Annotated in this window: 21 protein-coding genes; 15 read left to right on the top strand and 6 right to left on the bottom strand. The window is 57.0% G+C overall.

What is annotated here, in order from left to right; all coding sequences use genetic code 11:
• Positions 1 to 88: 88 nt before the first annotated feature.
• Both A3850_RS05930 and A3850_RS05925 read left to right on the top strand, forming a co-directional pair.
• Positions 89 to 3,001, top strand: coding sequence for an ATP-dependent Clp protease ATP-binding subunit (locus tag A3850_RS05930; RefSeq protein ID WP_068214964.1), 2,913 nt, complete (start codon positions 89 to 91; stop codon positions 2,999 to 3,001).
• A gap of 229 nt (positions 3,002 to 3,230) precedes the next feature.
• Positions 3,231 to 4,535 carry a hypothetical protein gene (locus tag A3850_RS05925; protein ID WP_068214963.1) on the top strand — a complete coding sequence of 435 codons (1,305 nt, stop codon included), beginning with the start codon at positions 3,231 to 3,233 and terminating at the stop codon, positions 4,533 to 4,535.
• Between the two features lie 88 nt (positions 4,536 to 4,623).
• Here the strand turns inward: A3850_RS05925 and A3850_RS19220 are convergent, their stop codons facing one another.
• On the bottom strand, positions 4,624 to 4,800 hold the full coding sequence (locus tag A3850_RS19220) for a LytTR family DNA-binding domain-containing protein (RefSeq protein WP_082921644.1): 177 nt from the start codon (positions 4,798 to 4,800) through the stop codon (positions 4,624 to 4,626).
• An 86-nt stretch (positions 4,801 to 4,886) separates the two neighbouring features.
• Here A3850_RS19220 and A3850_RS05920 point away from each other — a divergent pair, with 86 nt between their 5' ends.
• Positions 4,887 to 6,737, top strand: coding sequence for a glycoside hydrolase family 13 protein (locus A3850_RS05920; protein WP_068214962.1), 1,851 nt, complete (start codon positions 4,887 to 4,889; stop codon positions 6,735 to 6,737).
• 11 nt (positions 6,738 to 6,748) lie between these two features.
• Here the strand turns inward: A3850_RS05920 and A3850_RS05915 are convergent, their stop codons facing one another.
• Entirely contained in the window at positions 6,749 to 7,462 is a 714-nt protein-coding gene (locus A3850_RS05915) for a LytTR family DNA-binding domain-containing protein (protein WP_068214961.1), read from the bottom strand.
• On the bottom strand, positions 7,459 to 8,490 hold the full coding sequence (locus tag A3850_RS05910; RefSeq protein ID WP_068214960.1) for a sensor histidine kinase: 1,032 nt from the start codon (positions 8,488 to 8,490) through the stop codon (positions 7,459 to 7,461). The genes A3850_RS05915 and A3850_RS05910 overlap by 4 nt, the downstream gene beginning before the upstream one ends.
• A gap of 385 nt (positions 8,491 to 8,875) precedes the next feature.
• Between A3850_RS05910 and A3850_RS05905 the strand changes: the two genes are divergently transcribed.
• The 6 genes from A3850_RS05905 (at position 8,876) to A3850_RS05880 (ending at position 14,923) form a co-directional block, all read left to right on the top strand.
• Entirely contained in the window at positions 8,876 to 9,331 is a 456-nt protein-coding gene (locus tag A3850_RS05905; RefSeq protein ID WP_068214959.1) for a hypothetical protein, read from the top strand.
• Positions 9,332 to 9,483: 152 nt separating this feature from the next.
• Positions 9,484 to 9,795, top strand: coding sequence for a YbaB/EbfC family nucleoid-associated protein (locus A3850_RS05900; protein ID WP_068214958.1), 312 nt, complete (start codon positions 9,484 to 9,486; stop codon positions 9,793 to 9,795).
• 151 nt (positions 9,796 to 9,946) lie between these two features.
• A complete protein-coding gene (locus tag A3850_RS05895) occupies positions 9,947 to 11,824 on the top strand; it encodes a sodium:proton antiporter (RefSeq protein WP_068214957.1) in 1,878 nt (625 codons plus the stop codon).
• Between the two features lie 165 nt (positions 11,825 to 11,989).
• The gene (locus tag A3850_RS05890) at positions 11,990 to 12,586 is read left to right on the top strand and encodes a hypothetical protein (RefSeq protein WP_068214956.1); all 597 of its coding nucleotides are present in this window, start codon (positions 11,990 to 11,992) and stop codon (positions 12,584 to 12,586) included.
• 91 nt (positions 12,587 to 12,677) lie between these two features.
• Positions 12,678 to 13,379 (top strand): SAM-dependent methyltransferase, encoded by a 702-nt coding sequence (locus A3850_RS05885; protein WP_068214955.1) that lies wholly within the window; start codon positions 12,678 to 12,680, stop codon positions 13,377 to 13,379.
• Positions 13,380 to 13,486: 107 nt separating this feature from the next.
• Entirely contained in the window at positions 13,487 to 14,923 is a 1,437-nt protein-coding gene (locus A3850_RS05880) for an aldehyde dehydrogenase family protein (protein WP_068214954.1), read from the top strand.
• Between the two features lie 811 nt (positions 14,924 to 15,734).
• Here the strand turns inward: A3850_RS05880 and trmB are convergent.
• Positions 15,735 to 16,484, bottom strand: a complete 750-nt coding sequence (gene trmB / locus A3850_RS05875; protein WP_068214953.1) for a tRNA (guanosine(46)-N7)-methyltransferase TrmB — start codon at positions 16,482 to 16,484, stop codon at positions 15,735 to 15,737.
• A gap of 101 nt (positions 16,485 to 16,585) precedes the next feature.
• Positions 16,586 to 18,394, bottom strand: a complete 1,809-nt coding sequence (locus A3850_RS05870) for a patatin-like phospholipase family protein (RefSeq protein WP_068214952.1) — start codon at positions 18,392 to 18,394, stop codon at positions 16,586 to 16,588.
• A gap of 201 nt (positions 18,395 to 18,595) precedes the next feature.
• Here A3850_RS05870 and A3850_RS05865 point away from each other — a divergent pair, with 201 nt between their 5' ends.
• Positions 18,596 to 19,789, top strand: a complete 1,194-nt coding sequence (locus A3850_RS05865) for a hypothetical protein (protein ID WP_068214951.1) — start codon at positions 18,596 to 18,598, stop codon at positions 19,787 to 19,789.
• A 168-nt stretch (positions 19,790 to 19,957) separates the two neighbouring features.
• Here the strand turns inward: A3850_RS05865 and zwf are convergent, their stop codons facing one another.
• Complete coding sequence (gene zwf / locus A3850_RS05860) at positions 19,958 to 21,490, bottom strand: glucose-6-phosphate dehydrogenase (protein WP_068214950.1); 1,533 nt, start codon at positions 21,488 to 21,490, stop codon at positions 19,958 to 19,960.
• Positions 21,491 to 21,652: 162 nt separating this feature from the next.
• Between zwf and A3850_RS05855 the strand changes: the two genes are divergently transcribed.
• The 5 genes from A3850_RS05855 (at position 21,653) to A3850_RS05835 (ending at position 26,581) form a co-directional block, all read left to right on the top strand.
• A complete protein-coding gene (locus A3850_RS05855; RefSeq protein WP_068214949.1) occupies positions 21,653 to 22,093 on the top strand; it encodes an RpiB/LacA/LacB family sugar-phosphate isomerase in 441 nt (146 codons plus the stop codon).
• A 203-nt stretch (positions 22,094 to 22,296) separates the two neighbouring features.
• Positions 22,297 to 23,661, top strand: a complete 1,365-nt coding sequence (locus tag A3850_RS05850) for a hypothetical protein (RefSeq protein ID WP_068214948.1) — start codon at positions 22,297 to 22,299, stop codon at positions 23,659 to 23,661.
• Positions 23,662 to 24,076: 415 nt separating this feature from the next.
• The gene (locus tag A3850_RS05845; protein ID WP_068214947.1) at positions 24,077 to 25,015 is read left to right on the top strand and encodes a hypothetical protein; all 939 of its coding nucleotides are present in this window, start codon (positions 24,077 to 24,079) and stop codon (positions 25,013 to 25,015) included.
• On the top strand, positions 25,012 to 25,746 hold the full coding sequence (locus A3850_RS05840; protein ID WP_068214946.1) for a sulfotransferase: 735 nt from the start codon (positions 25,012 to 25,014) through the stop codon (positions 25,744 to 25,746). Before A3850_RS05845 ends, A3850_RS05840 begins: the two co-directional genes overlap by 4 nt.
• 61 nt (positions 25,747 to 25,807) lie before the next feature.
• Positions 25,808 to 26,581: a sulfotransferase family 2 domain-containing protein gene (locus A3850_RS05835; protein WP_076639926.1), complete on the top strand. Its 774-nt coding sequence runs from the start codon at positions 25,808 to 25,810 to the stop codon at positions 26,579 to 26,581.
• Positions 26,582 to 26,669: the final 88 nt, after the last annotated feature.

Raw genomic sequence — 26,669 nt, 5'->3', positions numbered from 1 at the left:
AACCAACAAAGCAAGCCAACCCACCTCCAAATAAGCGGAGCCATGAAAGTGCGAACCACATCCCAACCCCACTAGTTATCTTCACCCTATGACGTACGAAAACTTCACCACCAAAGCCCAGGAAGCCATCATCCAAGCGCAAAAGATCGCTAAGGAGATGGACCAGCAACAGGTCGATACGCCCCACCTCATCGCCGGTATCATGACCGTGGACGAGAGCGTGGCCGACTTCATTTTCAAGAAAGTGGGCGTAAGTACGGACGCCGTGCGCCGCGAGGTGAAGGAAGCGCTGCGCGACTACCCCAAGGTGCAAGGGAGCACGAAACAGTACCTCAGTAATGACGCGAACCGGGCGCTGGCCAAGGCCAAAAAGATGCTGGCGGATTTTGGCGACCAGTACATCTCCATCGAACTGATGCTGCTCGGGATCATCTCCGGCGCATCCGATAAAGGAGCGCGGATTTTGAAAGAATTGGGTGCCACCAACGACGGCATCCGCGGCGCCATCCAGGAACTGCGGAAGGGCAAAACGGTGACCGATCCGAGCACGGACAACACCTATAACCTCCTCGAAAAATTCACCCTAAACCTCAATGAGCGCGCTGAAAACGGGAAGCTCGACCCCATCGTGGGCCGCGACGAAGAAATCCGCCGCCTCCTGCAAATTTTGAGCCGGCGGAAGAAGAACAACCCGCTGCTCATCGGTGAACCCGGCGTGGGCAAAACCGCCATCGTGGAAGGCATCGCCTGGCGGATCGTGAAGGGCGACGTGCCCCAATCGCTGGCCGACAAGAAGATCTTCGTGCTCGACATCGCCGGCATGCTCGCCGGGGCGAAGTATAAGGGTGATTTCGAAGAACGCCTCAAGGGCATCATCAAGGAAGTCAACGAATCCAACGGCCGGTATATCCTTTTTGTGGACGAGATCCACACCCTCATCGGCGCCGGCGGCGGCAACGGAGCGATGGACGCGGCCAACATCCTCAAACCCGCCCTCGCGCGCGGCGAACTGCGGACCATCGGCGCGACAACGCTCGACGAATACCAGAAATACTTCGAAAAAGATAAGGCCCTGGTGCGCCGCTTCCAGACCGTGCGCATCGACGAGCCGAGCGTGGAGGACACCATTTCCATCCTCCGCGGGCTGCAGGAACGCTACGAAGTCTACCACAAAATTGAGATCCTCGACGAAGCCCTCGTGGCCGCCGCCGAGTTCTCCAACCGCTACATTTCCGACCGGTTCCTGCCGGACAAAGCCATCGACCTCATCGACGAAGCCGCCAGTCGCCTGCGCCTCGAATTGGACAGCGTGCCGGAAGAGATCGACCAGGCCGACCGCGCCGTGCGCCAACTCGAGATCGAGAAGGAGGCCATCAAGCGCGAGGGTAGCGCCCCCAAACTGAAGATCGCGGAGCAACAGATCGCCAACGCCCGCGAGAAACGCGACAGCCTCCGCGCCCGCTGGATGAACGAGAAAAACCTCGTCGACAACAGCTCCGAACTCAAGAAAAAGATGGAGGAGATGGAGCAACTCGCCGAGCAGGCCGAGCGCGCCAGCGACTTCGAGACCGTCGCCAAAATTCGCTACGGCCACCTCGCCGACCTCCGCAAGCAGATCGAAGACGCCGAGAAGGAACTCGAGCAATTGCCCGACGAAAAGCGCTTCACCAATGAGGAAGTGACCGCTAACGACATCGCCGAAGTGGTGGCCCGCTGGACCGGCATCCCCGTCCAGCGCATGCTTCAATCCGAGCGCGACAAACTCCTTCGTTTGGAGGACGAACTCCACAAACGCCTCATCGGCCAGCACGAAGCCGTGCGCGCCGTGGCCGACGCCGTGCGCCGCAGCCGCGCTGGTTTGCAGGACGAAAATCGCCCGATTGGCAGCTTCATCTTCCTCGGTTCAACTGGGGTTGGTAAGACGGAATTGGCGAAAGCCCTCGCCGAAGTACTGTTCAACGACGAGCACGCGATCACGCGCATCGACATGTCCGAATACCAGGAACGCCACACCGTGAGCCGCCTCGTGGGCGCCCCTCCCGGCTACGTGGGTTACGACGAGGGCGGGCAACTCACCGAGGCCGTGCGCCAGCGCCCCTACTCGATCGTGTTGCTCGACGAGATCGAAAAGGCCCACCCGGATACCTTTAATATTCTGCTGCAAGTCCTCGACGACGGCCGCCTGACGGACAACCGCGGCCGCGTTGCCAATTTCAAGAATACGATCATCATCATGACGTCCAACATGGGCGCCGATAAGATCCTCGAAAACTTTGAGGACCTCGCCAGCGTCGGGCCCGAGCACCGCGACGACATCATCAATACCACCCGCGAGGAGGTCTTCGAAACCCTCAAGGACGAGCTCCGCCCCGAGTTCCTCAACCGCATCGACGAGCGCATCATGTTCCTCCCGCTCACCCGCGACGAGATCAAGCAAATCGCCCGCCTCCTCCTGCGCAAGACCGAAAAAATGCTCGCCCGCCAGGGCATGATCATCAAGATCAGCGACCGCGCCCTCGACTGGTTGGCCGACCGCGGTTACGACCCCCAATTCGGTGCCCGCCCGATGAAACGCGTCCTCCAGGCCGACCTCGCCGACGAGCTTTCCAAAGACCTCATCAGCGGCAAATTCGTCGCTGGCGACACCATTTATACCGACGTGGACAAAGGCGCTGTCGCGGGTGCCGGGTCGGGGACCGAGCAGCTCGTCTTCAGCAAGGACCCCTTCCCCGCCGAAGAACCCGCCACTGAGGTGGACGCCGAAGCCGCCGCGGAAGCCAAGGCGGTGTTGGAAGAAAAAGCCAAGGCCGAAGCGAAAGCTAAGAGTGAAGCGACGCCCACGCGCAAACGTAGCCGCCGGGGTAAGTCCAAATCCGAGAAGAAAGACGCCGCCGTGGAGCAGACGGAGGCGAATATTAAGGAGTTGGAGCAGGCTACTAAGGATTTGTTGGCGGCGAAGAAAGATCTAGAGAAAGGGGGACCGAAGACGAAGAGTGAGTGATGGGGCTAGGCCCGAGGTAATTACTGAAGCCATTCAGTTTGTCGTTTTCGGGTCGTATGTTTCTTCGCTACGGGCCTGGACGCCATTTTGCAAACAGTACATTTGCGCCGCAATCGCCGTCCGAACACGTAACGTGCAAACGTGCCTCGCTACTTCCGGGCGGCATCAATCCTGATCCGGGCCCATTTTACGTATTCACCGAGAAGTGCGGCCCTCCACATCGTCATCCGTGAAGTTTTTCGCCGCTCTCCTACTTGTCGTTTTTTCCCTCACCGGCCTTTCCGCCCAGGACATCAAGTACCCCGTTGCTGACTGCCAGGGCCTACGTGAGGAAGGCGTAACCTACGCCCTGCCGGACGGTAGCTCCAGCTGGTGCGACGCCAGCTATTCCTCGTACGCGCAGTGCATGTGTTCTTTCGAGCGCGACGTAGCCGCCTACAAACAGGCCAAGGCCCGGGTGGATGCCGAAAGGGAAAACCTCCAGGAGCGGCGTGTTGCCCTACTCGAAGAGATTGACGAATACGAGAAAAAAGCGCAGTCGGAAGCCTCAGGGATGTACGATAACGACGCCCTCTTTGAGCAGTATAAGTCTTCCGCCATCACCTATTACGAGATCATTCTCTCTAAACAACGGCGGCTCAACGACCTCGAAGATGAGCGCTTCCGCCAGTGCCAGATCATTTACGATAACTGTACGAAGAGCGGATCCGGCGACCAGATGATCACCTACTGGAATGATAAAATAGCCGACATCCGCGCCACCGAGCGCAAAAAGGGGATCACCCTGGGTGGTTCATCTTCGGGTGGTTCCCCCAGCCGGTCCTCCTCCAGTTCAAGTACTAAGAAGTCTTCGTCGCCCAACAGCAACAGCAGCAGCTCTTCTTCCGAAAGTAGCAGCAGTTCCGGTTCGACTGGCGATCCGGTTACGGACATCGTGCGCGAACGTAACGAGGCCTACCGGCAGCAACAGAAACGGGAAGAGCAACTGCGTCAACAGCAATTGGCGCAGTACGCCGAGATGGGTTCGCGCTTTTCCCAGGGCTTCAACAACGGGACCTTTACGGGTGTCCGCGCTAATTTGGGGTACCGGGAGGTCATAAGCGGCGAATTCGCGGACGGCGGCGACTACGATACCGACGTGGACGGCAACATTGACGAACTTACTTATGAGCTGGGCCTTCACGTTGGCCGTAATATGAGCATGTCCCTGGGGTACGGGCAATTCCGGAGCGAGTCAACGGAGAGCGACATCTTCAAAACGGGCTTCGGTTACTCCTTCACCAAAAGCAGATTGCACGATCTGGAATTGGGCTTTGAAGCCGGCTACAGCACCGATAATAACGCCAGTTTCGACCAGACGGGCGACGAATCCTCCGCCCTTTTCTACGGCCTCCGAGCAGAAGCTCGGCTCCTCTTCTTTACCGGCGGTATCGCCTTTGGCCGCTTCAACGGCACGCTCGAAACCCAGGACGCGGACCGCAAATTCAGTGGTTGGTACCAAGGCGTGTTCGTCGGCTTGGGCTACAGTTGGTAAGTGTGAGCGCTGTTTCTTTTCGGAACAACTCTCTTTTCACCGATTTTCGATAACTCCTCTCCTGTTGGCAGCATTTTTGCGGTCGTTTCTACTTGATTCCTAACAGTATTTCCCCCGTATCCTTCGCCACAATGTAGCTCTTGTGGATACGCATAAAATTAGCCGGCAGGTTTTCCTCCAGCGCTTTGAGGAAGGCAATCGCCATCGTTTTCCCCGTCGCGGCATGGTAGATCACATATTCGCGGGGGATGGCTCCGCCGTCCAAAATTCCCGCTATTGTTTGTTAGGTCAAGCCACTCCACCCGGTGGCTCTGACACCCGGTGCCCGTTACTAACCCTTATTTTAGCCCAATGTATCCTTACCGATTACTTTGCTCCCTAGCGCTACTTTTTCTGGCTGCCACCACCCTCCCCGCCCAATCCATCCAAAAAATCGAACCCCCAAACTGGTTCACCAACTTCCAAAACCCCGAAGTAGAACTACTCATCTACGGCAAATCCCTCAGGGGCCTTCACGTAACCACCGACTACCCCGGCGTCCACGTCGTCAGCACCACGAGCTTGGAGAATTCGAGTTACCTCATAGTTCGTTTGCACCTCACGGAAGCGGCCCAGCCGGGCACTATACCTCTGCGGTTCTACGCGGGCGACCGGCTCGTCACCACCCACCAATACCCACTATCTGCAAAGGGAACGACCACCCTCGAGGGCTTCGACCAGAGCGACGTCATCTACCTCATCACGCCCGACCGTTTCGCCAACGGCGACCCGGAGAATGACGTAGTGGCCGGCCTTCGGGAAACCACCGTGGACCGCAACAACCCCGGCGGCCGCCACGGCGGTGACCTGAAAGGAATCATCGACCACATTTCCTACCTCGACGAGCTGGGCGTCACCGCCCTCTGGCTCAATCCCACGCTGGAGAACGACATGGCCGAGTACAGCTACCACGGCTACTCCACCACGGACAGCTACCGAACTGACCCCCGCTTCGGGACGAACGAGCAGTACCAGGACCTCAGCCGGCGGCTCCGGCAACGGGGGATGAAGTTGATCATGGACATCATCCCCAACCACCTCGGCTTCAACCACCCCTTTGCCACCAACCCGCCAACGAAAGATTGGATCAACCTGGGCAACAAGTTCAAACCGACCAACCACCGCCGGACTACCGTCCAGGATCCTTACGCCGCGCCCGCCGACGCTGAGTTACACACGGACGGTTGGTTCGTCCAGGTCATGCCCGACCTCAACCAGCGCCAGGCCCACCTGGCTACCTACCTAACGCAGCACGCACTCTGGTGGATCGAGTACGCCCAACTCGGCGGCCTCCGCGTGGACACCTGGCCCTATTCTGATAAGGACTTCCTGGTGGACTGGACGGGCGCCATCCTCCGCGAGTACCCGGAAATGAGTATCGTGGGGGAGGAATGGTCGCCCCAACCCGCCATCATTTCCTACTGGCAGGCCGGTAAGGACAACCACGACGGCTACGCCAGCAAGCTCCCGAGCCTGATGGACTTCCCCCTCCAAATGGCCGTGCAGGCTGGCCTCAGCGAGGAGGAAACCTGGGGCACCGGACTCATCAAGATTTACGAAACCCTGGCCCTCGACTTCCTCTACGCCAACCCCCACGACCTGGTCGTATTCCCCGACAACCACGATATGGACCGCATTTTCACGCAGGTCGACGAAGATGTGGCCCTTTGGCGGGCGGCGCTGGTGTACCACCTCACCACGCGGGGCATTCCTCAGCTGTACTATGGCACCGAAATCCTCATGCAGAACACCGATTATCCGGGCGACCACGGCGTGATCCGCACCGACTTCCCCGGCGGTTGGGCGGGTGACGCCACAAACGGATTTACCGGAGCGGGCTTATCCGCTGAAATTCGTGAACAACAAGACTGGCTCCGCCAACTCCTTAACTGGCGCAAAACGGCTTCCACCATTCACCACGGCCAATTGATGCATTTCGCCCCGCAGCACGACGGGGCTTACGTCTATTTCCGCTATACCGATACGGAGAAATACATGATCGTACTGAATAAGGCCGAAAATCAGATGCTCGATCTATCCCGCTACGCGGATATGCTTACCGAGGCCACTCAACTGAAGGACGTCCTTTCCGGCGCGGAGTATCCAATTAATTCGGAATTACCTATCCCCTCCCGGGGTGGGTTTATTTATCAGGTTAAATAATTACCTGCCCCTTATTTTTCGAATAAAGTTCCCTTCACCACCTCCCGATAACTGCCCCCCACCGGCAACATTTTCGCGCCCACTTTCACCTGGTTCCCCTCCAGCATCTCCACCTTATCCTTCGCTACAATGTAGCTTTTGTGGATACGCATAAAATTAGCAGGCAGGCTCTCCTCCAGCGCTTTGAGGGAGCCGAGTGCCATTGTTTTCCCCGTCGCAGTGTGGTAAATCACGTATTCGCGGGCGGATTCCACGTACAGGATATCCGCGTGCGCGATCCGAAATAGTTTGTGTTCGGATTTGACGAGTTGGTACGATTTTTCGGGCGCTGCCGCGGGTGCGGAGTAAATGGGGGAGACAGGGCCGGGCCGCGACTCCGACACCTTCCCTACCGCTTTGAGGAAACGCTCGAAAGAAAAGGGTTTCAGCAGGTAATCCGTCACGTCCAACTCGTAAGATTCGAGTGCGTATTCGGAATAGGCCGTCGTAAGAATGACGGCGGGCGGGTGGCGAAGGGTCCGCAGGAGATCGGTGCCTTTCATCTCCGGCATCTGGATATCCAGAAAAAGGATGTCCACGTCATGTTCCCGCAAAAGTTGGGACGCAATGAGTGGGTTAGCGGCTTCCCCGACGACGTTGAGGTAGGGCACCCGTTCACAGTAATTGATGACGAGCCGGCGGGCCAGTTCCTCGTCGTCCACGACCAGGCAGTTGAGGGTATTCATCGGGTTTGGAGTTGTAAGTGGGCGGTGAAGGTGGTTCCATCGTTAGTCACCCGCAGCGTATGCCGATCGGGATAGAGCAGGGCCAGCCGCTTGCGGAGGTTATCGAGGCCAATACCACCAACGTCATCCTTCGGCCCATCTTGTTGGGGAAGGTTATTGGTGACGGTAAAATCCACCTTGCCACCAGCATCCGTATTTAATTTAATATCAATGTATCCCTCCGCCACGTCCTCGATCCGTCCGTGTTTGAAGGCATTCTCCACGAAGGTGATGAAGAGCAGCGGCGCCACCGGTAAATTAGGTTGGCTCGCATCCAGCTCCAGCCGCACGTTAAGCCCGGCACTGTCCTTCAACTTCATCAGGTTGACGTAATTGCGCAGGTAATCCAACTCCCGCGAAAGCGGCACCGTATCGCCCTCGGCTTCGTAAAGCATATAGCGTAGCATATTAGACAGGCGCAGCAGGCTCTCCGGCCCGCGCTCATCCTGCAGCAAAGTGAGGGTATAGATATTATTGAGGCTATTAAACAGGAAGTGGGGGTTGATCTGCGACTTCAACAGTTTCATCTCCGTCGCCAATCGCTCCCCGTTCACTTCCAGCACCCGGCGCTGCTGCTCGTTGGCCACCTTTGTCACTGCAAAGAGGGCGGAGCCGAAAAAGGCCAATCCTAGCGGCAAAAGGTAACGCAGTGCCGCCGCTCCCCCGCCACCCCGTAGCTGTCCGGCACTCCGCCCGTTGAAGCCACTCAGCAAAGGATAAGCCCAGTGCAGTAAGATGGATAAGCCGATCACCAATACCAAGCCCACTAACAGATAGGCTGTCCGGCTCCGGAAGTAGAGCTTGGGCAGTAAAATCGTACCATTCACCGTCACCACAATAAATATCCCCACCAGCGCCGGCCAGATCCGCTTGATGTACCGCCACGGATTGTCGAAAGCTCCCGTCAGAACAAAGAACACCAGGAACCATACGGCCGCCCAGGCCAGGGCTTGCAGCAATACTTGCAGGAGGGGAATTTTGCGAAACATGTAGTTGAGTTGGGCGGTAAAGTTGGGGCCAAGCGCACTAAAAACGGCATTTCTTCAACGAACGCATGGAACTTATCAATGAACGCTTGCTCCCTGAATATAAAGAAGCTACTATCGCCTGCAGCGGGCTCGACACAAAAACACAAAGTGATCTAAACCAAGCCAAAGTCTCAACACCTTACCTCTTATACCTCCTTATCCTCCTTTACTTCTTGTTGAAAATAGCACCAACATCCATGCCGTTCATTGACAAACTCCCCCAGTTCGTTGAAAATAATTGCCCGCCCCCACCCCTCCCCGCATCTTTGAAGGGCATTAGGGAATAAGCAACCGGCGATACGCTTTCACCGTTAGAGTTATTCCGCATCATCAAAATCATAAACCGATGAAAACGTCATTCAAGTTATTCTTCTTCACATTGGCCCTTCTCTTTACGGCCACCACCGTCAACGCCCAGAACCAGGAGCGTCGCCAGGCCCGCCTGCAGGACCGCCCCGAACGCGCCGAGCGCACCCCGGAGCAGATCGCCGAGCAGCAGACCAAACGCATGACCAAAGCCCTGAACCTCACGGAAGCGCAGCAGGAAAAGGTCATGGCCGTTAACCTAAAGCATGCCAAGGAAATGGTCGAAGTCCGCGAAGCCACCAAGGAGCAGCGCAAGGAGGTCCGCGAAAATGGCAAGGCCATCCGCGAAAGCCAGCAGCAGGACCTCAAGGCCATCCTCACGCCGGAGCAGGCCAAGGTCTACGAAGCGAAGCAGGAGGAAATGAAGGCTAAAGTGAAAGAACGCAAAGGCCAGCGCGGCGGAGGCCGTCGGGGCGGTGCCCGCAGTGGCCAGTAAGCCGCATCGCTTGCGCACAAGTCGTTTGATTATCGAGAAGGCTGAGTTCTCCGTTCGCGGAGGGCTCGGCCTTTTTCGTGCCGCTTATCCATCCCGGCCGCTCAACTAAAGGCGGGCCTCAGTCCTTTACCTTGCACTAAAACACGTACACTATGTTAGGAGACATGATGGGCCAGATGCAGCAAATGCAGGAACAAATGGCCAAGCAACTCGCCGCCCAAACTTTTGACGCCGAAGCCGGCGGTGGCGCCGTCACGGTGACCGTCACTGGAGCCCGCGAGGTCACCAACGTCAAGATCGATACCGAACAGATCGACCTGACCGACACCGAAGGCCTCGAAGACCTCCTCGTCGTAGCCACCAACCGGGCCCTCGAAAAAGCCGCCGAGTACGAACAAGGCCAAGCCGGAAACATGATGAACAGCCTCCTCCCCGGCGGCCTCGGCAGCATGTTTGGCGGATAATTATTATCTTCCCTGTTGACGTGATCACGCCCGTACCAAACGAGCGGTCACGGAATGAACTTACTTCTGCGGACACTTCCCCACCGGGGAGTGCCCGCACTTATTTTAGTAGCGCCGCCGTACAAAACGGCCGGCCGAACCCACCCGGTAAATGGAAGAATTAGCAGGCATCATCGTCCTCGGAATATTCGCGCAGTGGCTCGCGTGGAAGGTCAAGGTACCCGCCATCCTGCCCCTGATCGTCTTCGGCCTCCTCGTAGGGCCGCTCTCCACGTTGTGGACGGAATCCGGCGACAAACTCATCAGCCCCATCTTTTCGGGTGGGCCCGATGGCAAAGGACTTTTCCCCGGCCGTAGCCTCTTCTATTTCGTTTCACTGGCCATCGGTATCATCCTTTTTGAGGGTGGGCTCACGCTCAAACTCAAGGAAATACGGGAGACCCAGCGGTCCATCCTCCGCCTCATCTCCCTCGGTAGCCTTATCACCTTCATCGGTGCGGGTCTCGCCGCTCACTTCATCATGGGCCTGACGTGGAGCATCTCTTTCCTCTTCGCCGGTCTTATTATCGTGACGGGCCCAACGGTGATCGCACCCATCCTACAGAATATCCCGCTGAATAAGAATGTCTCGACCGTACTGAAGTGGGAGGGCATTCTCATCGACCCCATCGGGGCTTTGGTGGCCGTCCTCGTTTTCGAATTCATCCGTTCCGCCGAAGGGGGGATGGCCTTTACCGGCCACGCCTTTGGCACCTTTATCGAGATCCTGCTTTACGGGGGCACCCTTGGTTTCCTGGCGGGATTGGCGCTGTACCACATCATTAAGCGGGACGCCGTCCCCCACTACCTGCTCAACGTTTTCATCCTCGCCTACGTGTTGATGGTCTTCGTATTGAGCGACGTGCTCGCCCACGAATCCGGCCTACTGGCGGTGGTCGTGATGGGGCTCGTACTGGCGAATAAGGACGTCCCGCGCATTAAGGAGATCCTCTCCTTTAAGGAAAGCCTCTCGGTCCTGCTCATCTCCATCCTCTTCATTTTGCTCTCCGCGAACATGGATATGGAAGAGCTCCAGTTGCTCTACAAGGACTGGCGACCGATCACCCTCTTCGCCTTCGTCGCCCTCGTGCTACGGCCCCTCAGTGTATTCGCTTCCACTGCTGGTGGTAACCTGAGTACGCCGGAGAAACTCTTCATTTCCTGGGTCGGGCCCCGCGGTATCGTCGCGGCCGGTATCGCTTCTCTCTTCGGCCTCACGCTGGCGGAGGAGCAGATTCCCAACGCGGAGTACATCACGCCACTGGTCTTCATGATCGTGCTCGGTACGGTATTGCTGAACGCTACGACGGCCCGCCTCGTCGCCCGCTTACTGGGCGTTATTCAGGATACTTCCAGCGGGGTGCTCATCCTTGGTGGTAACGATTTTGCCCTTACGATCGCCAGCTACATCAAGGAGCAGGGGCGCAACGTGTACGTCGTGGACAGCAACGGCAGCAACATTGCCAAGGCCAAGGAAAAAGGGCTGACGGGCATCGTCGCCAACATCTACAATACGGACCTGGCCGAACAGTACGAGCTGCTCGACGTCGGCTACATGCTCGCTTTCACCGGCAGCAACGAGGTCAACGATTACGCTCTCTCCCGCTACACGCCCATCTTCGGCGAACGCGGCGCCTACCGCCTGATTACCGCCGACGAACTCAAGAAACGCCACCAAGCCGCCGACGACGGTATTTTCAGCTACAGCGACGATTTTATCAACTTCAGCGATGCTAACCGGGAGATGTCCGTCGTTCACGAACGGGAACTCTTTAGCAATACGGAATTCGCCGAATTGCTCGTCGCGGCCAATACCGAAAAGGTCATCGTCCCGCTCTTCCTCAAGCACCCCGATGGCATGCTGCACGTCATCCCCCGCGATCTCTCCACCGTCGACGTCGACGCCGGCGGTTATCACCTCGTTTACCTCGGCAATACGCTGCCGGAAGGAGCGAATGAGGAAGAGGTGGTTATGGAAGAAGGGATTTGATCGATATGCGATATTTGATAAACGATATTTGATATTTGATTTGCTCCGCTGTTACAGTCGCTTCGCTCCGCTACCGCACTTGCTACTCGATACTTGCAACTCGATACTTGCAACTCGATACTCGCTACTAGAAACTAGCAACTAGAAACTGCCCTAAACCCAAAAATGCGACTCCTCGCCACCCTCCTTCCCTTACTACTTGTCTGCTCCTCCTGCGGAGACGGCGCGCTGCCCATCCCCAAGCCGCGTTCCTACCCCCGGGTCAACTATCCGGAGCGGGTGTACGAGCGGGTGACTACGGACTACTGCCAGTTCAGTTTTGAGGCGCCGACCTCCACATCGCTGGTCCGGGAAGAGCTATTTTTTGACCGCGTCCCACCGGATAGTTGTTGGTTTGATCTGCGGCTCGATAAGGAGTTGAACGGGTCCGTTCACTTCAGTTATTACCCGATTGATTCGGAAGAAACCTGGGAGTTTTTGCGCGAGGAAGCCTTTGAGCTGGTCGGCGTCCACAACGACCGGGCGAGCAACATTGAGGAGTTTGTCATCCACCGCGACGAGGCGGATGTCCACGGCCTGGCCTTTGATATTGCCGGCCCCGCCGCCAGCCCCTTCCAGTTTTTCCTGACGGATTCGACGACCCACTTCGTCCGCGGTGCCCTGTACTTTGATACGGAGGTCCGCCCCGATTCCATTGCCCCCGTCGTCGAATACGTGAAGGAAGATATCCTCCATTTAGTGGAGACTTTCTCCTGGCAGTAAGCACTTTTTTATAGTTGCATTTGGGCGCTCACGCGGGTGCGTAGTAATTGGATCGGGGGAGCTTTTGTGTGGATGACCTACCTTGCCACCAATGGCTAACGGAAAACTATACCTCCTCCCCTCACCACTCGGTGAAGGGGCCCTGCACACGCTGCCCGCCGCCACGCTGGCGACCATTCTGCCGGTGCGCGAATTCGTCCTGGAAACCGGAAAGGTGGGCAGAGCCTTCCTGAAAGCCGCCGGCCTCCCCCTCCCGGAATGCAATTACTACGAACTGAATAAACGTACCCGGCCGGAGGACCTGCAGGAAATGATCCAACCCGCCCTCGACGGCCGGGATGTCTGCCTACTTAGCGACGCCGGCGCCCCGGGCGTGGCCGACCCCGGCGCCCAACTCGTCCTGCTGGCCCACCAACGGAGCGTACGGGTGGTACCGCTGGTCGGACCAAGTGCCATCCTGCTGAGCATCATGGCGGCGGGGCTGAACGGGCAGGCCTTTACCTTTCACGGTTACCTCAGCCCCAAGCGGGGGCAATTGGCCAAGGACCTACAACGCCTGGAACGGGAAAGCCGGAAGCACCGGGCCACCCAACTCTGGATCGAAGCGCCCTACCGGAATCAGGCTACCGTTGAGGTGGCTCTGGCGACCCTCCAACCCAACACCCTCTTCTCCGTGGCCTGCGACCTGACGCTCGAGTCCGAATACATCTTCACCGGCCGCGTGAAGGACTGGAAGGCGGAGATCGGCGCTGAACTACAGAAACGACCGGCAATGTTCCTTCTATTGGGCTAAAGAACCTTCCTTCTGAATCCCCTTAACTTTGGTTGGATCCCTCAGAATATCGTCAGCCAGCAACCACGGGCGGTTTGTTCCGTTTCCCATTACTCAAGCTACCCATCATGTCGAAGAATCCACCCTCCACCACGGCGAGCCATACGGAAGCGCAATTGCGGTCCTTACTCCACTTGCAACGGAACTTTGCACCCGCGTTGAGCGCCCAAACGGCCGCGCAGCGCAAAGCGAAACTGGACCGGATGGAAGCCTGGCTAAATAAAAAGGAAAACGTGCGCGGACTGGTGGCCGCGCTGCAAGCCGACTTCAAAAAACCGGAGGTAGAAACGCTCACGAGCGAGCTGGGCGTGGTGCTGAGCCACCTGCGCCACGTGCGGTCCAACCTCAAAAAATGGATGGAACCGAAGAAGCTGCCCGGCGCCCTCGCGCTGACCGGGATTACGAGCTACCTCTACCTCGAACCGAAGGGCAGCGCTCTGATTATCGCCCCGTGGAACTACCCGTTTAACCTGACGCTCGTGCCCCTGGTGTACGCCATTGCGGCCGGGTGTACGGCGGTCGTGAAGCCTTCGGAAATGAGCCCCGCCACGACCGACTTCATGCGGCGAATGCTCGACGAATTATTCGAAGAAAAGGAGGTAAAAGTGGTGACGGGCGAAGGCGATACCGCCGCGTTTTTGACGACGTTGCCCTTCGACCACATTTTCTTCACCGGCAGCCCCGCCATCGGCAAAAAGGTGATGGCCGCCGCCGCGAAAAACCTGACGAGCGTGACGCTGGAACTCGGCGGCAAATCACCCGCCGTGATCGACCGCGGAGTGAACCAGCGAAAATCAGCCGAGAATACCGCGTGGGGAAAGTTCTTCAACGCGGGCCAAACCTGCATTGCGCCGGATTACGTCCTGGTACCCGAAGACATGGCGGATAGCTACGTCGGTGAACTTGCCGCGTCGATCACCCGCTTTTACGGGGAGGACCCACAGCAATCGGACAGCCTCGCCCGCGTCATTACCGACCGCCATTTCCAGCGTATCAAGGCGCTATTTGACGACGCGGTCGCGAAGGGCGCCACCGTAGTTTGTGGCGGGCAGTTCAACGCCGCAGACCGCTACATTGCTCCCACCATCCTGACCGACGTGACGGAAGAAATGGACATCATGACGGAAGAGATCTTCGGCCCGCTCTGGCCCGTCGTCACCTATCAAGACTTGGACGAAGCCGTGGCCATCATCAACCGCCGGCCGAAGCCGCTGTCCTTTTACATCCAATCCAATAACCGCCAAACGATCAATAAACTGAAGCGGGAAACGAGTTCCGGCGGCCTGCTCGTCAACGAATACCTACTGGGCGGTGGCTCCCCGACGGTCCCCTTCGGTGGGGTGAATAATTCCGGGATCGGGAAGTCCTTCGGCTACCACGGTTTCGTGGAGTTCTCCAACGAACGGGCGGTGATGGAGCGCAAATTCCTGGATCTGAGCGTAGCGTACCCGCCGTATACGGATAAGGTGGTGGGGTTGGTGCGACGGATTTATGGGTGGTTGTAGGGGGGGCGACGGAGATTTGACCGCACGCTCGCAGGACGATTCTATTTCCGCTGCGCTACAATAAAATCGACGCTACGAGGAACTGTGGGAGGCGGGAGGGGGTAGAAAACTACGATGATGTAGGTCCTCGTAGCGTCCGACGCAGGAGGTCCTGCGAGCGTCCGGCTGTGTGTTTGGACGCACGCTCGCAGGACGATTATATTTCCGCTGCGCTGCAATAGCATCGACGCTACGAGGAGCTGTGGGAGGCGGGAGGGGGTAGAAAACTACGATGATGTAGGTCCTCGTAGCGTCCGACGCAGGAGGTCCTGCGAGCGTCCGGCTGTGTGTTGGACCGCACGCTCGCAGGACGATTCTATTTCCGCTGCGCTACAATAGAAACGACGCTACGAGGAGCTGGGGAGGCGGTGAGGGGTAGAAAACTACGATGATGTAGGTCCTCGTAGCGTCCGACGGAGGAGGTCCTGCGAGCGTCCGGCTGTGTGTTGGACCGCACGCTCGCAGGACGATGCTATTTCCGCTGCGCTGCAATAAAATCGACGCTACGAGGAACTGTGGGAGGCGGGGAGCGATAGAGAACTACGATAATGCAGGTCCTCGTAGCGTCCGACGAAGGAGGTCCTGCGAGCGTCCGGCTGTGTGTTGGACCGCACGCTCGCAGGACGATTCTATTTCCGCTGCGCTACAATAAAATCGACGCTACGAGGAGCTGTGGGAGGCGGCAGGGGGTAGAAAACTACGATGATGTAGGTCCTCGTAGCGTCCGACGCAGGAGGTCCTGCGAGCGTCCAGATCGATACGACAATACTACCTATTCCTCCTCCACCTCAAACCCAGGAATACCCTTTCCACCGATAATCTTCACCCCGGGGAGCAGTTGAAACTGCGTGTAAGTGATGGTCTTCCCGAGCCCCTTGTGGAGTTTTTCGTAGTAGGTCTCCGTGCTGAGTTCCGGGATGGGGAGGGGTTTGGAGTAAATGTCGTGGTCGTGGTAGAGGACTTTGACGGCGGGTTGTTGGGCGAAGGTTTCCTGCGTCCACTCGTAGAGGTCGCGGCTGTCGGTTTTCAGGTGGATGGTACCGTTTTCCTTGAGGATGTGGCGGTACTGCTTGAGGTAGCGGGCGGCGGTGAGCCGGCGGTTTTCTTTGCCCTTTTTGAGGAATGGATCGGGGAAGGTGATCCAGATCTCATCGATCTCCCCCTGGCCGAAAAACTGGGCGATGATCTCGATGCGGGTCCGGAGAAAGGCGGCGTTCTTCAGGCCTTCTTCCTGGGCGATCGTGGCCCCCTTCCAGATGCGCGCACCCTTGATGTCGACGCCGATGAAGTTGCGGTCCGGGTACTGCCGGGCGAGATCGACGGTGTATTCACCGCGGCCACAGGCCAGTTCGAGGGTAATGGGGTTGTCATTGCCGAAGTGGGCCCTGGCCCAGTTGCCCTTACGCTCGCAGGCTTCGCCGCCGGCCCCGATGAGTTCCGGGCTCCGGGGATCGAAGTTCTCGTAGACGTGGGGCATCTGGAGGATTTCGGCGAATTTTTGGAGTTTGTTTCTCGTTGCCATTGGTACACAGAACGTTTACTATTGAAGCGCAAAGAAACTGTATCCTTCTGACAACATCGCAGCTCTTTCAAGGACTGTCTCCTCTTCATTCGTTTTTGCCGTCACTCAGCCACCCGCCCATAAACACTATTCACCACCTCCGCAATTAAATGCCGGTGCACGATCGTATTTACCTTTCTGCTATTCTTGATGTTGGCCGGTAATTCCTTGCCCGTCGCCGCCAGGTACTTTACTTCTAACTCGGTACGCTCGTGAGCGTAGATGAGGACGGGGATTTCGGCGTAGGCGGGGCTGAGGAGGAGTTGCTCCGCGAAGGTGATGCCACGCTTGCTTTCGGGAGCACCCCCTTCCTGCCGGCTGGCGTCGGAAATGATGAGGTCGATCCTTTCGTTGGGGTCTTTGCTATCCACGTTGCGGGCGCGGAGGATGGCGTACGCGTCCAGGCTGGAGCGGGTGACGATAACGTCGACGCCCATCTCATCGAGGATGGCGACGGGTAGAGCGTAGGTAAACGCGTCGTCGATCCAGAGCGCCTTGTACTTCACCGGGCGTTGGCGGAGGAACTCGATCTTATCCATCAGTGCCTTATCGTCGACGATGCCAAAGACTTCCAGGATATCTTCCAGGTTACGGAGTTCGGAAAGTTGCCACATGGCCGGTTTGATCCGCTGTAGGAGGTTGCGGTTGAGGGTCGCCTTGTAGCGTTTCCAGTTGAAGCGGCGCAGGAACCGGGCCGCGGCCTCGGCGCCCCGGCGGAAAAGGGCCAGCTTTTCCTCGTGGGTGATGCCGAAGTTGAGCCAGTCGAAATCGTCCACCCGGATGTATTCTACGACGTCCTTGTACTCGGGGTTGGCGCGCAGGAATTCAAAGTCCCGTAGGTTGCGGACACCGTCAAACATGGTACGCGCAAAACTGATGAGGGAGTGAGTGGGGTGGGCTACGGCACGGTCGATCCCCAACTTGACGCCAAAGGTGGGCCGGTTAGGAATCTGATTATCCCCGTGAAAAAGATCGATGGGGAAATTGCTCATGATTCCACCGTCAGCGAAAAGGATCTCCTTCGGTAAGTTACCGGTGAAGGCGGCTTCCCTACGCCAGCTGCGGCGCATGGCATCCCGTTCGGCTTCGGGCAGTTCGTCGATCCAGCCCAGGTTGACGCGTTGGGGTTCGAAGAAGGCGGGGATGGACATACTTGCCCGGACGAATTCCGCCGGGTTGACTTCCCCCGGCTTTGCGTAGTACAGGCTGGCCATGGCGGGGAAGTCCACTTTGGTCTGGGTGGTGATGTCCGCCGCGACGATGGCCAATCGGGGCCCAATCTCCTCGGCGGCGAGTTGGTAGCGTTCCCGGCCGAGGTCGTCGCGCAGGTGGAGATCCGACGGCAGATCGGCAAGGTTTTCCAGTAGGTCGGTTACCGTGGCGTGTTGGAGGTTTGCGCGGAGCCAGCGTTCGAATTCCTTGCCCGGATTGATGCCGAGGTCGTTCCACAACTCGTCCAGATTACGAATGAGTTGGAAGACCTTGGTGAGCATCCCCTTATCCGCGGCGGTGATGAGGGCCTGGGCGTCGGGGCCGCCGTCAACGAAGTCCATAAAGTTTTTTGGGGCCACTTTATCGAGTACACGCATGCTTTTGGCTTCCTCCGGGCGGCCGGCGTCCGCCAGCAACAGGGTGTTAATGGAGCCGGCGCTCGTGCCCCCCAGCCCGAGGAAGCGGATGCCCATTTGTTCCAGGACGTAGGTGTAGCCGACGAGGGCGAGCCCGAGAACGCCACCACCTTCCTGGACGAAATTCACGTACTGATTGCCGGCGGCATCGTAGACGTCCGAATACCGGCGCTGGTGGATGCCTTCCTGGCGGAGGTCTTCGAGGAGGTTGAAGACGGCGTCTTTGTAGGGTTGGGTGGGCATGGGTGTAATTTAGGATGGATTTGGTGAGGGTGGTAGTTGGATCTAGCTAAACCTTTTCGCCCGGCATCTGCTTCGACCTGCGGTCTTGGCTGATGCCGGGCTATCATGGTGATCACTACCGTGATCTTGCTTCTCATTTTTTAGCCCTTGGTCATCTTTTAGCACCTGCGGCAGCGCCTACTTACCACGTATCTTTGCGCCATGCCGAATTACGAACTCCAGCGCGTTACTGACTTTAAGGATTTTCACAACGTGCTTGACACCATTTACCGGAAGGACCCGCTGTACGTATACCCGCTACGGACGGATATCGAGGGCATTCTGAGCGAAAAGAATGCGGCGCATACCGGCGATAATCTGCGACTTTGGGTAGTGAAAAAGGACCGCAAACCGGTGGGGAGAATCGCGGCCTTCATCGATGAATCGCGGCAACAAGAACTGACTTTACCGACGGGCGGAATCGGTTTTTTTGAGAGCACCGAAGACGAGAAGGTGGCCGAACTTTTGTTTGACGCCGCCGAAACCTGGCTCCGGGAGAAAGGAATGGAAGCCGTCGACGGCCCCATTAACTTCGGGGAACGGGATAAATTCTGGGGCCTCCTCACTCGGGGTCGCTACCGCCCGATCTACCAGGAAACGTACAACCCGGCGTACTACGAACGCTTCTTCGAGAACCGCGGCTACGTACCCCACGAACAGTGCCTGACGATGCGCGGCGTGGTCTCCGAATTCCCCGGTGAACGCCTCGGCAAACTGGCCGCGCGGGTGCGGGATCGCTACGGGCTGTACACCAAACAGATCGACAAGAATAACCTTGAGCAGGGCGCGAACGACTTCGCCGAAGCCTACAACGCCGCCTTCAACCACTGGCCCTACTTCAAACCGCTGAGTGGCGCGGACATCCTGCCCACCTTTCAGCAAATGAAGCCGATCATGGACCCGCACCTGACCTGCCTCGCCTACAATAAAGACGACCGCCCCGTCGGCCTGGCCGGGCTAATTCCGGACATTAACTGCTTTTTGCACGGGACCGGCGGTATCCTCGGGCTCTTCGGCTTACCAAAATTCCTGTACCGGCTAAAATTCCAAAAGCAACCCCGCAACTGTAAAGGAATTGCCTTCGGCATCGCCCAGGACCACCAGCGCCTCGGCGTCTACCCGCTGATGGTGGACGCGATGTTCCAATCCGGCAACAAACACACCAGCCGCACCTATAAGTACGTCGACATGGCCACCATCCGGGGCCACAACAAGATCATGGTCGATACCTGCCGGCAGATGAACACGGAGATCCACCGGGTGCACGTGGCTTACCGGAAGGGGCTGGTGCCGGGGGCGAGCTGGGAGGCGTTTGAGATGATGGACGTTAGCGGTGTGCCTGTCGGCACGCCTTGATTCTCGATTCTCGAATCTCGATTGGCGAGGACTGATTTGCTCCGCTGTTACGCTCGCTGCGCTCGGCTACCGCCCTCACATAGGCGGGAGCACGCAGTGCGACAAAGCCGTGCGGCAGCCAATCAGTCCTCACTTATCGAGAATCGAGAATCGCCAATCAGAAGCTCGCTAGAGCTTCGTATAGTGTTTCTCAGCCGTCAAAGAAGAAGTAGGGTTCCGCCAGCCATTGCCGAGGCCGGACCAGAGGGCATCCGACTGTAACGGGCCCCAGGTGCCCGCTGGGTAGCTGTACAGCGGTACTTCGTTGGCTTCCCAGGCTTTGAGGATCGGGTCCACGAAATCCCAGGCGGCTTCGACACTGTCTCCGCGGGCATAGAGGGTAGGGTCGCCCTTCATGCAATCGAGGAGGAGGCGGGTGTAGGCGTCGGGGACGTCGTTCTTGGTGAGGTCGCGGTAGAAGAAGTCCATATCGACGTTCTTGACGCGGAAGCCTTCGCCGGGAACCTTCATACCGAACTCAAGCGCCATCCCTTCATCCGGTTGGATCCGAATGATGAGTTGGTTGTCGCAAGACATCGCGTAGTTGTCGTACTGGCTGAAGATGGCCTGGGGTGGGTTCTTGAAGGTGATGACCACCTCGGTCAGCTTCATGGGGAGGCACTTGCCCGTCCGGACGAAGAAAGGCACCCCGGCCCAGCGCCAGTTATCGATGAAGAACTTCATCCCGACGTACGTCTCGGTGGTGCTCTTTTCGGGTACCCCTTCGGCGTCGCGGTAGCTGACCACGTCGCCATCCTTGGTGCGGCCTTCGGTGTACTGGGCGCGGATGACGTGGTTGCGGACTTCCTCCCGCTTGATCTCGCGGAGGGATTGGAACAACTTCAGCTTCTCCCCGCGAATACTGGGCGCGTCCGCCCGGATCGGCGGCTCCATCGCCACGTGAGCGAGGACCTGCAGGAGGTGATTCTGGACCATATCCCGGAGGGCGCCACTACCGTCGTAATAACCTCCGCGGGTACCGACCCCGACGGTTTCGGCGGCGGTGATTTGGACGGACTGAATGTAGTTCCGGTTCCAAAGAGGTTCAAAGAAGCCATTGGCGAAACGGGTGACGAGCAGGTTCTGGACCGTCTCCTTACCCAAGTAGTGATCGATGCGGTAGATGGTGTCCTCCTCGAAGTGGGTTTGGATCTCTTCGTTGAGTTGTTTGGCCGATTCGATGTCGTAGCCAAAGGGCTTCTCGACGATCAGGCGCGACCAGCCGTCGGGCGTCTCATTCAAACCGGCCTTGGCGAGGGCGGGTGGGATGGTACTGTAGAGGCTCGGCGGCGTGGAGAGGTAGAAGATGTAATTGGAGCCGACACCGAGGTCCTTATTCAGCTTACGAAGGCGCTTACCGAGGTCGTTGATGTCCTTTTCACCGTCGTAGGAGGCGAGGTCCTGGTAGAAGAGCAGGTCCGCGAAGGCCTTTACTTTTTCGTCGGGTTGGCCCTTGGCGTCGAAGTGCTCGTTGTTGTAAACGACCTTTTGGCGAAACTCATCGTCCGTCATGTTGGTCCGGCTGGCGCCGAGGAGGGCGAACTTTTCGGGGAGGTAGTCGCCGCGAAAGAGATCGAAGACGGCGGGGATCAGTTTACGCTGGGCGAGATCGCCGGAGGCACCGAAGATGACGAGGGTGTGTGGATCGAGTGATTTCGGCATGGGAGTGAGGTAGTCTTGTAGTCGGGTAAAGCTTAGTCGGGTAGTCGCTCGGGGACCGTGGGGCTGGCGCAACGTGCGCTCCCTCTACCAAAGGTCACTCCTTTTGCCAAGGTTTACCCATCTTGTGAAGTAATTTACGGCCGCAAACGAAAAATACGCACCATGACAATCGGAATCGCTACGGACCACGGGGGGATCGAGCTGAAGCAACAACTCCAGGCTTACCTGGAAAAGAAGGGCTTCGCCATCAAGGATTTCGGTGCCTTCGAATACGATGCGGCCGATGACTTCCCCGACTTCGTAGTGCCCCTGGCCCGCGCCGTCGGTGCCGGCGAGGTTGAGCGGGGGATTGCCTGCTGCGGCTCCGGTGTGGGGGCGAGTATTGCGGCGAACAAGATCAAGAACGTCCGCGCCTGCCTCGTCAACGAAACCTATTCCGCGCGCCAGGGCGTCGAGCACGACGATATGAATATGATCTGCCTTGGTGGCCGCGTCATCGGCATCGCTTTGGCTCAGGAATTGGTAGATAACTTTCTGGGTGCGGAGTACCAGGCCCTGCCCCGGCAGGTGAGGCGGATGGGGAAGGTGGCGGAGCTTGAGTAGTCTGGAGTCTATAGTCTGGAGTCTATAGTCTGGAGTCTATAGTCTGGAGTCTGTAGTCAACTCCACCAAGCCACTATAGACTGAAGACTACAGACTGTATTCTGGAGCGGCCGGGCTGAATCAGGCTGTAGTCAACTCCACCAAGCCACTGTAGACTATAGACTGAAGACTACAGACTGCAGACTATAGACTAAAAACTAAAAATGCTACGCCCGGTAAATCAAGACAAGCAAAACGAGGAGGGTAATTCTCTGAGCAACTGGCTGAATCAAATTCAGCGAGACAGCTGGCAGTTAGAGTTGATCATTAGTGGTGTGGTGATCTTTTTATTGTTGGCAGTGTACGAGCCGTTGGAGGCGATCGGGCGCGAGTATATGCTGCAGCAATTGGCGCACAGCCACTTGGTGGATTCCATCGTAATGATTGCGCTCTCCTTTCTAATGATTGCGTTGGTGTTGGTGACGCTGGGCTTTATCATTCACTTGATCATCCGGGGATTTTGGATCGGTGCCATCGGGCTACGGTCGGTTTCTGGTGATTTTGATTACGAAGCGCTTCGCTACACGGAGCGTTACGAAGGCTGGCTGCGCAGGCGCATGGGGAGTTTCGACACCTTCATCGAAAAATTGGAAGTGCGGTCCAGCATCGCTTTTTCTTTAGCCTTCTTGCTATTCTTTGCCTTGGTCAGTACGGCCCTGTATAGTGTGTTTGCGATTGGGGTTACGGCCATCCTGGTCTCCCTCAGCATCTTGGTGGAGGACATTACCGTTTTGAAGTACGTCACGCGAGTGTTGATCATTGCGTTTGCCTTCGTCCTCAACTTGAGCTCATTCATTTACATGGTGGATTTCTTTACCCTGGGGGCGCTAAAACGCAGCCGCCGCCTCGGCAAAATCTACTTCCCCATCTACCGGGTCATGGGATTCATTACCATGGCGTCGCTGTACCGGCCATTCTACTATAATCTGATCGATCACCCCTTCGGGCGGAGGTTAGCGCGGATGCTTTTTCCCCTCCTTTTGGTAAGCATCCTGGTAACCGGCATCACCTTCGGCCGCTCCGTCTACTTACCGGCTAATGACGCAACCATACACAACGTCAAAAGCAATAGTTACCTGACGACGGAGGACCCTGATGACATCGCAAGATTGTCCCCTAGTCTGGCGACCTATTACCCGGAAACTGATTACCTGGAAGTTTTCTTCCCCACCATCGGCCATGAGGTAAACAGGACCTTAAAAGAACAATACCCCGATCTCCGTACCGCCAGCAAGCGGAGTATCGGATTTGCGGACCTCCTCGATACCTACGATGAGGAAGTTCCCGTCGACACCCTATTACACGCTCACCGAATGATTCACCACGTCTATCTCAATGATAGTTTGCTGGCCGATGCCCCCTGGAAATTTTACCGCCACCCCATCCGTAAGCAACCGGGCCTCGTCTACGCCCTGCCCATCTACGACCTTCCACGGGGAGAGCATTGCCTGCGTTTTGAGCGCCTTCAGTACGTAAAGAGGGATAGCCTAAGTTGGGAGGATCAGGGCACCTTGTGCTTTGTGCGGTAGTTAGCTTATACCCAAAAAAATACTGGCAATTGTTGTCAGCACAAGGGCGCTGCCGCAGGATGCCGGGGAATGGAACAAGGTGCACTTGGGGAGGGGGGCTGCCCGCAAATAAGAATTACCTAAACCTTGTGGGACTATGGCCATCCCATAAGGAATAGTCCGTCCCCACTAATAAAGCTACCAGGTGAAGTTGACCTTTTATTCTTAGAGTGATAAGGACCTTCCTGCGGGTAATGATCAATTTATACCGCATCGCGAGCATTTATTGAATAGGCATTGGCAATGAATAACTATGCATAAATCAGGACCACCGAAACCCGACTATCCGTCCACCTTTCGTAGCCTTTACGGTACCTTGCTAGCCAACCGAAGCGATGGGCAGCCAGCGCGCTAAACCCTCCGCAAAGAATCGTCGATGCACTACACCATCCGCCACAACTCCGGTGGTTTTCACGGCCACCAGCTGAAGGACCATTTCGGTGCCCGAGCCATTGCCAAGCTCTACGGGCTGGAGTACCGCCATACGCCCTATCCCTACCTGGAGTTTTTCGGGATTGGTGAAGGAGAAACCCCACTCCCATTCTTCCAAAGGAAACTGGGTATTGGCGCTAAACCGGTCGCCGGCCCCTACTGGGATGGGTTTACCGATTACGATACCTTCCGGGCCACCTTCGACCCCATCCTGCAACCCGCGGAGGGCAGTGGGTTCATCCGTCTCGAAAAAGCCTGTCGGCTACACCCCCACCAAACGATCGCCTGGCAGCGGGAAGGTTTGATTGATCGGGACATTTTCGGAGAGATCGTACAGGAAACCACGGCCAGGTACGCCGCTAAACACGGGCCGTTGCCAACGCGTCAGCCAGGAGATCCCCTCCGGGTAGCCATGCACATCAGCCGGGGTGGAGATTATAACCGGGAGCAATATCCTGAGCACTTTGCGGACCCCTACAACGTCCGTTACATGTTCCCAATGGAATACTTCCTCACCATCTACCGACAAATACAAGCGGCAGCTGGAGGCCGCGCCGTTGAGTTGAACATCTATACCGAAGAGAGAAATTCCGAAGACATCGTGGAAGCCTTCACCGGATTGGAGGGAGTGACCCTGTACCTGGGTTGCAACCGCCGCCAACCGGACGAGGCGGAGATTGAAGGCATCTTTAAAGCTTTCGTGGCGGCGGACGTCCTGGTCTCCTGCAATAGTTCCTTTTCCACCGAGGCGATCTTCTTTCGGGGAGATCGGCCGAGCATTTACCACCCCCATCGGCATCTGAACGATCTACCCGATTGGCCCTACCTGGCTACGGACGCCAGTGGTGAGTTTGACGTTGACGAACTTCGCCGCCACTTATGAAGAGACCCGTCACCGCGCTCAGTGCCCTCCGCTATCCCGGCCGGCTAATGTCGAAGAAGCAATTTGTCTTCATCGCCTCCGCGCAGCGTTCGGGCTCCACCCTGCTAAAAGCTCTCCTGGCCGTAGCGCCGGACGTAAGCCACCTCTCGGAAGTCCCCTTTCACTATTACCACCATTTCACTGCCTGGCAACTTAAGGCCCTCTCGGATAAACCGATCCTCGTATTAAAGAAGCCTTCCTGGGCTGGCGAAAAGAATTACCCTACCATACCGCCGGTGGGGGAGCATCAGGTCATTTTATTGATTCGCCACCCCTACGAAACCCTGATCTCCACGGGTAAAATGTACGCCGCCCTTCAACCGGACTTTTGGGAACGGTGGAACTACCACCGATTACTCTACGAGTACTGGCTACCTACCTACGAATCCATCCTAACTCACCGTTTGGTCGGGATGCCCCACACCACGATCGTCCGCTACGAGGAATTGACGGAGGATCCTATCGCCGAAACCCAGCGTTTATACCAATTCATCGGCAGCCGGAGAACGGAAGGAACGGATACCTACCAAAAAAGGAGTGAGGAATGGACCTTCAAAGAAGACGACGGCAGCGACCGCATCAAAAGCCTGCGGGTGCAACCGGCCCCAATCGATAGAAAGAATGATGAATTACTTTCATTAATTGAAAATGAGCCAAGGGTGAATGACCTACTGGACCAATTTGGGTATTAAAATTCATACTACGTTCTAGTTTGACCACTACCGCAAACCAAAGTGCCTAACCACTTAACTCATGATCTCCCACCCTCATCGCTGCATTTTTATCCATATCCCTAAAAACGGAGGGGCCAGCATTGAGCGATTGATCTGGAATAAGGAAGAACGAACGGTAGACAACCTCTGGATGGGTTTCACCCACCCCCACCACAATGCCTACCAAACTGGCGCTCTGCAACATCTCTTTGCGACCAACGTGCGGAAGGCCGTTGGGGTGGACACCTATCGAGACTTCTACACTTTTTCCATGGTCCGTAATCCGTGGGACCGTACTGTTTCCCAGTATCTCTACCTCTTCAAACGCCCGGATCTCCAACAATTCTTGGGCTGCGACGACCAGGTTTCTTTTCGCGAATACCTGCAACTGATTCAACGAACACCGCACGTCCATTGGCAGGCGCAGCACCTATTCCTCAACGATGAACGGGGCAAACTAATGGTGGACTACATCGCTCGGTTTGAAGATTACCAATCGAGCGTAGAAACCATCATGGAAAGTATCCACTACCCCAAGGATCGGCCACGGCGAACGGATTTAGAAATCCCTCACCTCAACCGAAGCAAGCGTAAGCCCTACTACTATTACTACGCCCCGGAGACCGCCCAACTCGTAGCCAATATTTACGCCCAGGATATTACTCAATTTGGCTACACCTTCGAGGACCCCCGCCCCGCCGGGGTGGACAGAACACCCCTTCCCTTCCCGATTGATCGCACCCCGATTGCGGCGCCAAAAAAGACTTTATTGGATAGAATGAAAAGGAAGTTGAGCAGATTACTTCATGGGTAATATTTAAAAGCATAAACCCTACTCGAAAAGGGGGTCTTGCCACCTACTGCTGCAGGCACATTTAATTATTTCATTCTTTCTATATCGA

The sequence above is a fragment of the Lewinella sp. 4G2 genome (assembly GCF_001625015.1).
Taxonomy (GTDB): Bacteria; Bacteroidota; Bacteroidia; order Chitinophagales; family Saprospiraceae; genus Neolewinella.
Note: the sequence above shows the minus strand (reverse complement) of the source record. Positions and strands in the feature narration are given on the sequence as shown.

Excerpts from the sequence above, each read along its gene's own strand:
- A3850_RS05930 (WP_068214964.1), top strand. The coding sequence starts at position 89 with ATGACGTACGAAAACTTCACCACCAAAGCCCAGGAAGCCATCATCCAA.
- A3850_RS05920 (WP_068214962.1), top strand. The coding sequence starts at position 4,887 with ATGTATCCTTACCGATTACTTTGCTCCCTAGCGCTACTTTTTCTGGCT.
- A3850_RS05915 (WP_068214961.1), bottom strand. The coding sequence starts at position 7,462 with ATGAATACCCTCAACTGCCTGGTCGTGGACGACGAGGAACTGGCCCGC.
- A3850_RS05910 (WP_068214960.1), bottom strand. The coding sequence starts at position 8,490 with ATGTTTCGCAAAATTCCCCTCCTGCAAGTATTGCTGCAAGCCCTGGCC.
- A3850_RS05905 (WP_068214959.1), top strand. The coding sequence starts at position 8,876 with ATGAAAACGTCATTCAAGTTATTCTTCTTCACATTGGCCCTTCTCTTT.
- A3850_RS05900 (WP_068214958.1), top strand. The coding sequence starts at position 9,484 with ATGTTAGGAGACATGATGGGCCAGATGCAGCAAATGCAGGAACAAATG.
- A3850_RS05895 (WP_068214957.1), top strand. The coding sequence starts at position 9,947 with ATGGAAGAATTAGCAGGCATCATCGTCCTCGGAATATTCGCGCAGTGG.
- A3850_RS05890 (WP_068214956.1), top strand. The coding sequence starts at position 11,990 with ATGCGACTCCTCGCCACCCTCCTTCCCTTACTACTTGTCTGCTCCTCC.
- A3850_RS05885 (WP_068214955.1), top strand. The coding sequence starts at position 12,678 with ATGGCTAACGGAAAACTATACCTCCTCCCCTCACCACTCGGTGAAGGG.
- A3850_RS05880 (WP_068214954.1), top strand. The coding sequence starts at position 13,487 with ATGTCGAAGAATCCACCCTCCACCACGGCGAGCCATACGGAAGCGCAA.
- trmB (WP_068214953.1), bottom strand. The coding sequence starts at position 16,484 with ATGGCAACGAGAAACAAACTCCAAAAATTCGCCGAAATCCTCCAGATG.
- A3850_RS05870 (WP_068214952.1), bottom strand. The coding sequence starts at position 18,394 with ATGCCCACCCAACCCTACAAAGACGCCGTCTTCAACCTCCTCGAAGAC.
- A3850_RS05865 (WP_068214951.1), top strand. The coding sequence starts at position 18,596 with ATGCCGAATTACGAACTCCAGCGCGTTACTGACTTTAAGGATTTTCAC.
- zwf (WP_068214950.1), bottom strand. The coding sequence starts at position 21,490 with ATGCCGAAATCACTCGATCCACACACCCTCGTCATCTTCGGTGCCTCC.
- A3850_RS05855 (WP_068214949.1), top strand. The coding sequence starts at position 21,653 with ATGACAATCGGAATCGCTACGGACCACGGGGGGATCGAGCTGAAGCAA.
- A3850_RS05850 (WP_068214948.1), top strand. The coding sequence starts at position 22,297 with ATGCTACGCCCGGTAAATCAAGACAAGCAAAACGAGGAGGGTAATTCT.
- A3850_RS05845 (WP_068214947.1), top strand. The coding sequence starts at position 24,077 with ATGCACTACACCATCCGCCACAACTCCGGTGGTTTTCACGGCCACCAG.
- A3850_RS05840 (WP_068214946.1), top strand. The coding sequence starts at position 25,012 with ATGAAGAGACCCGTCACCGCGCTCAGTGCCCTCCGCTATCCCGGCCGG.
- A3850_RS05835 (WP_076639926.1), top strand. The coding sequence starts at position 25,808 with ATGATCTCCCACCCTCATCGCTGCATTTTTATCCATATCCCTAAAAAC.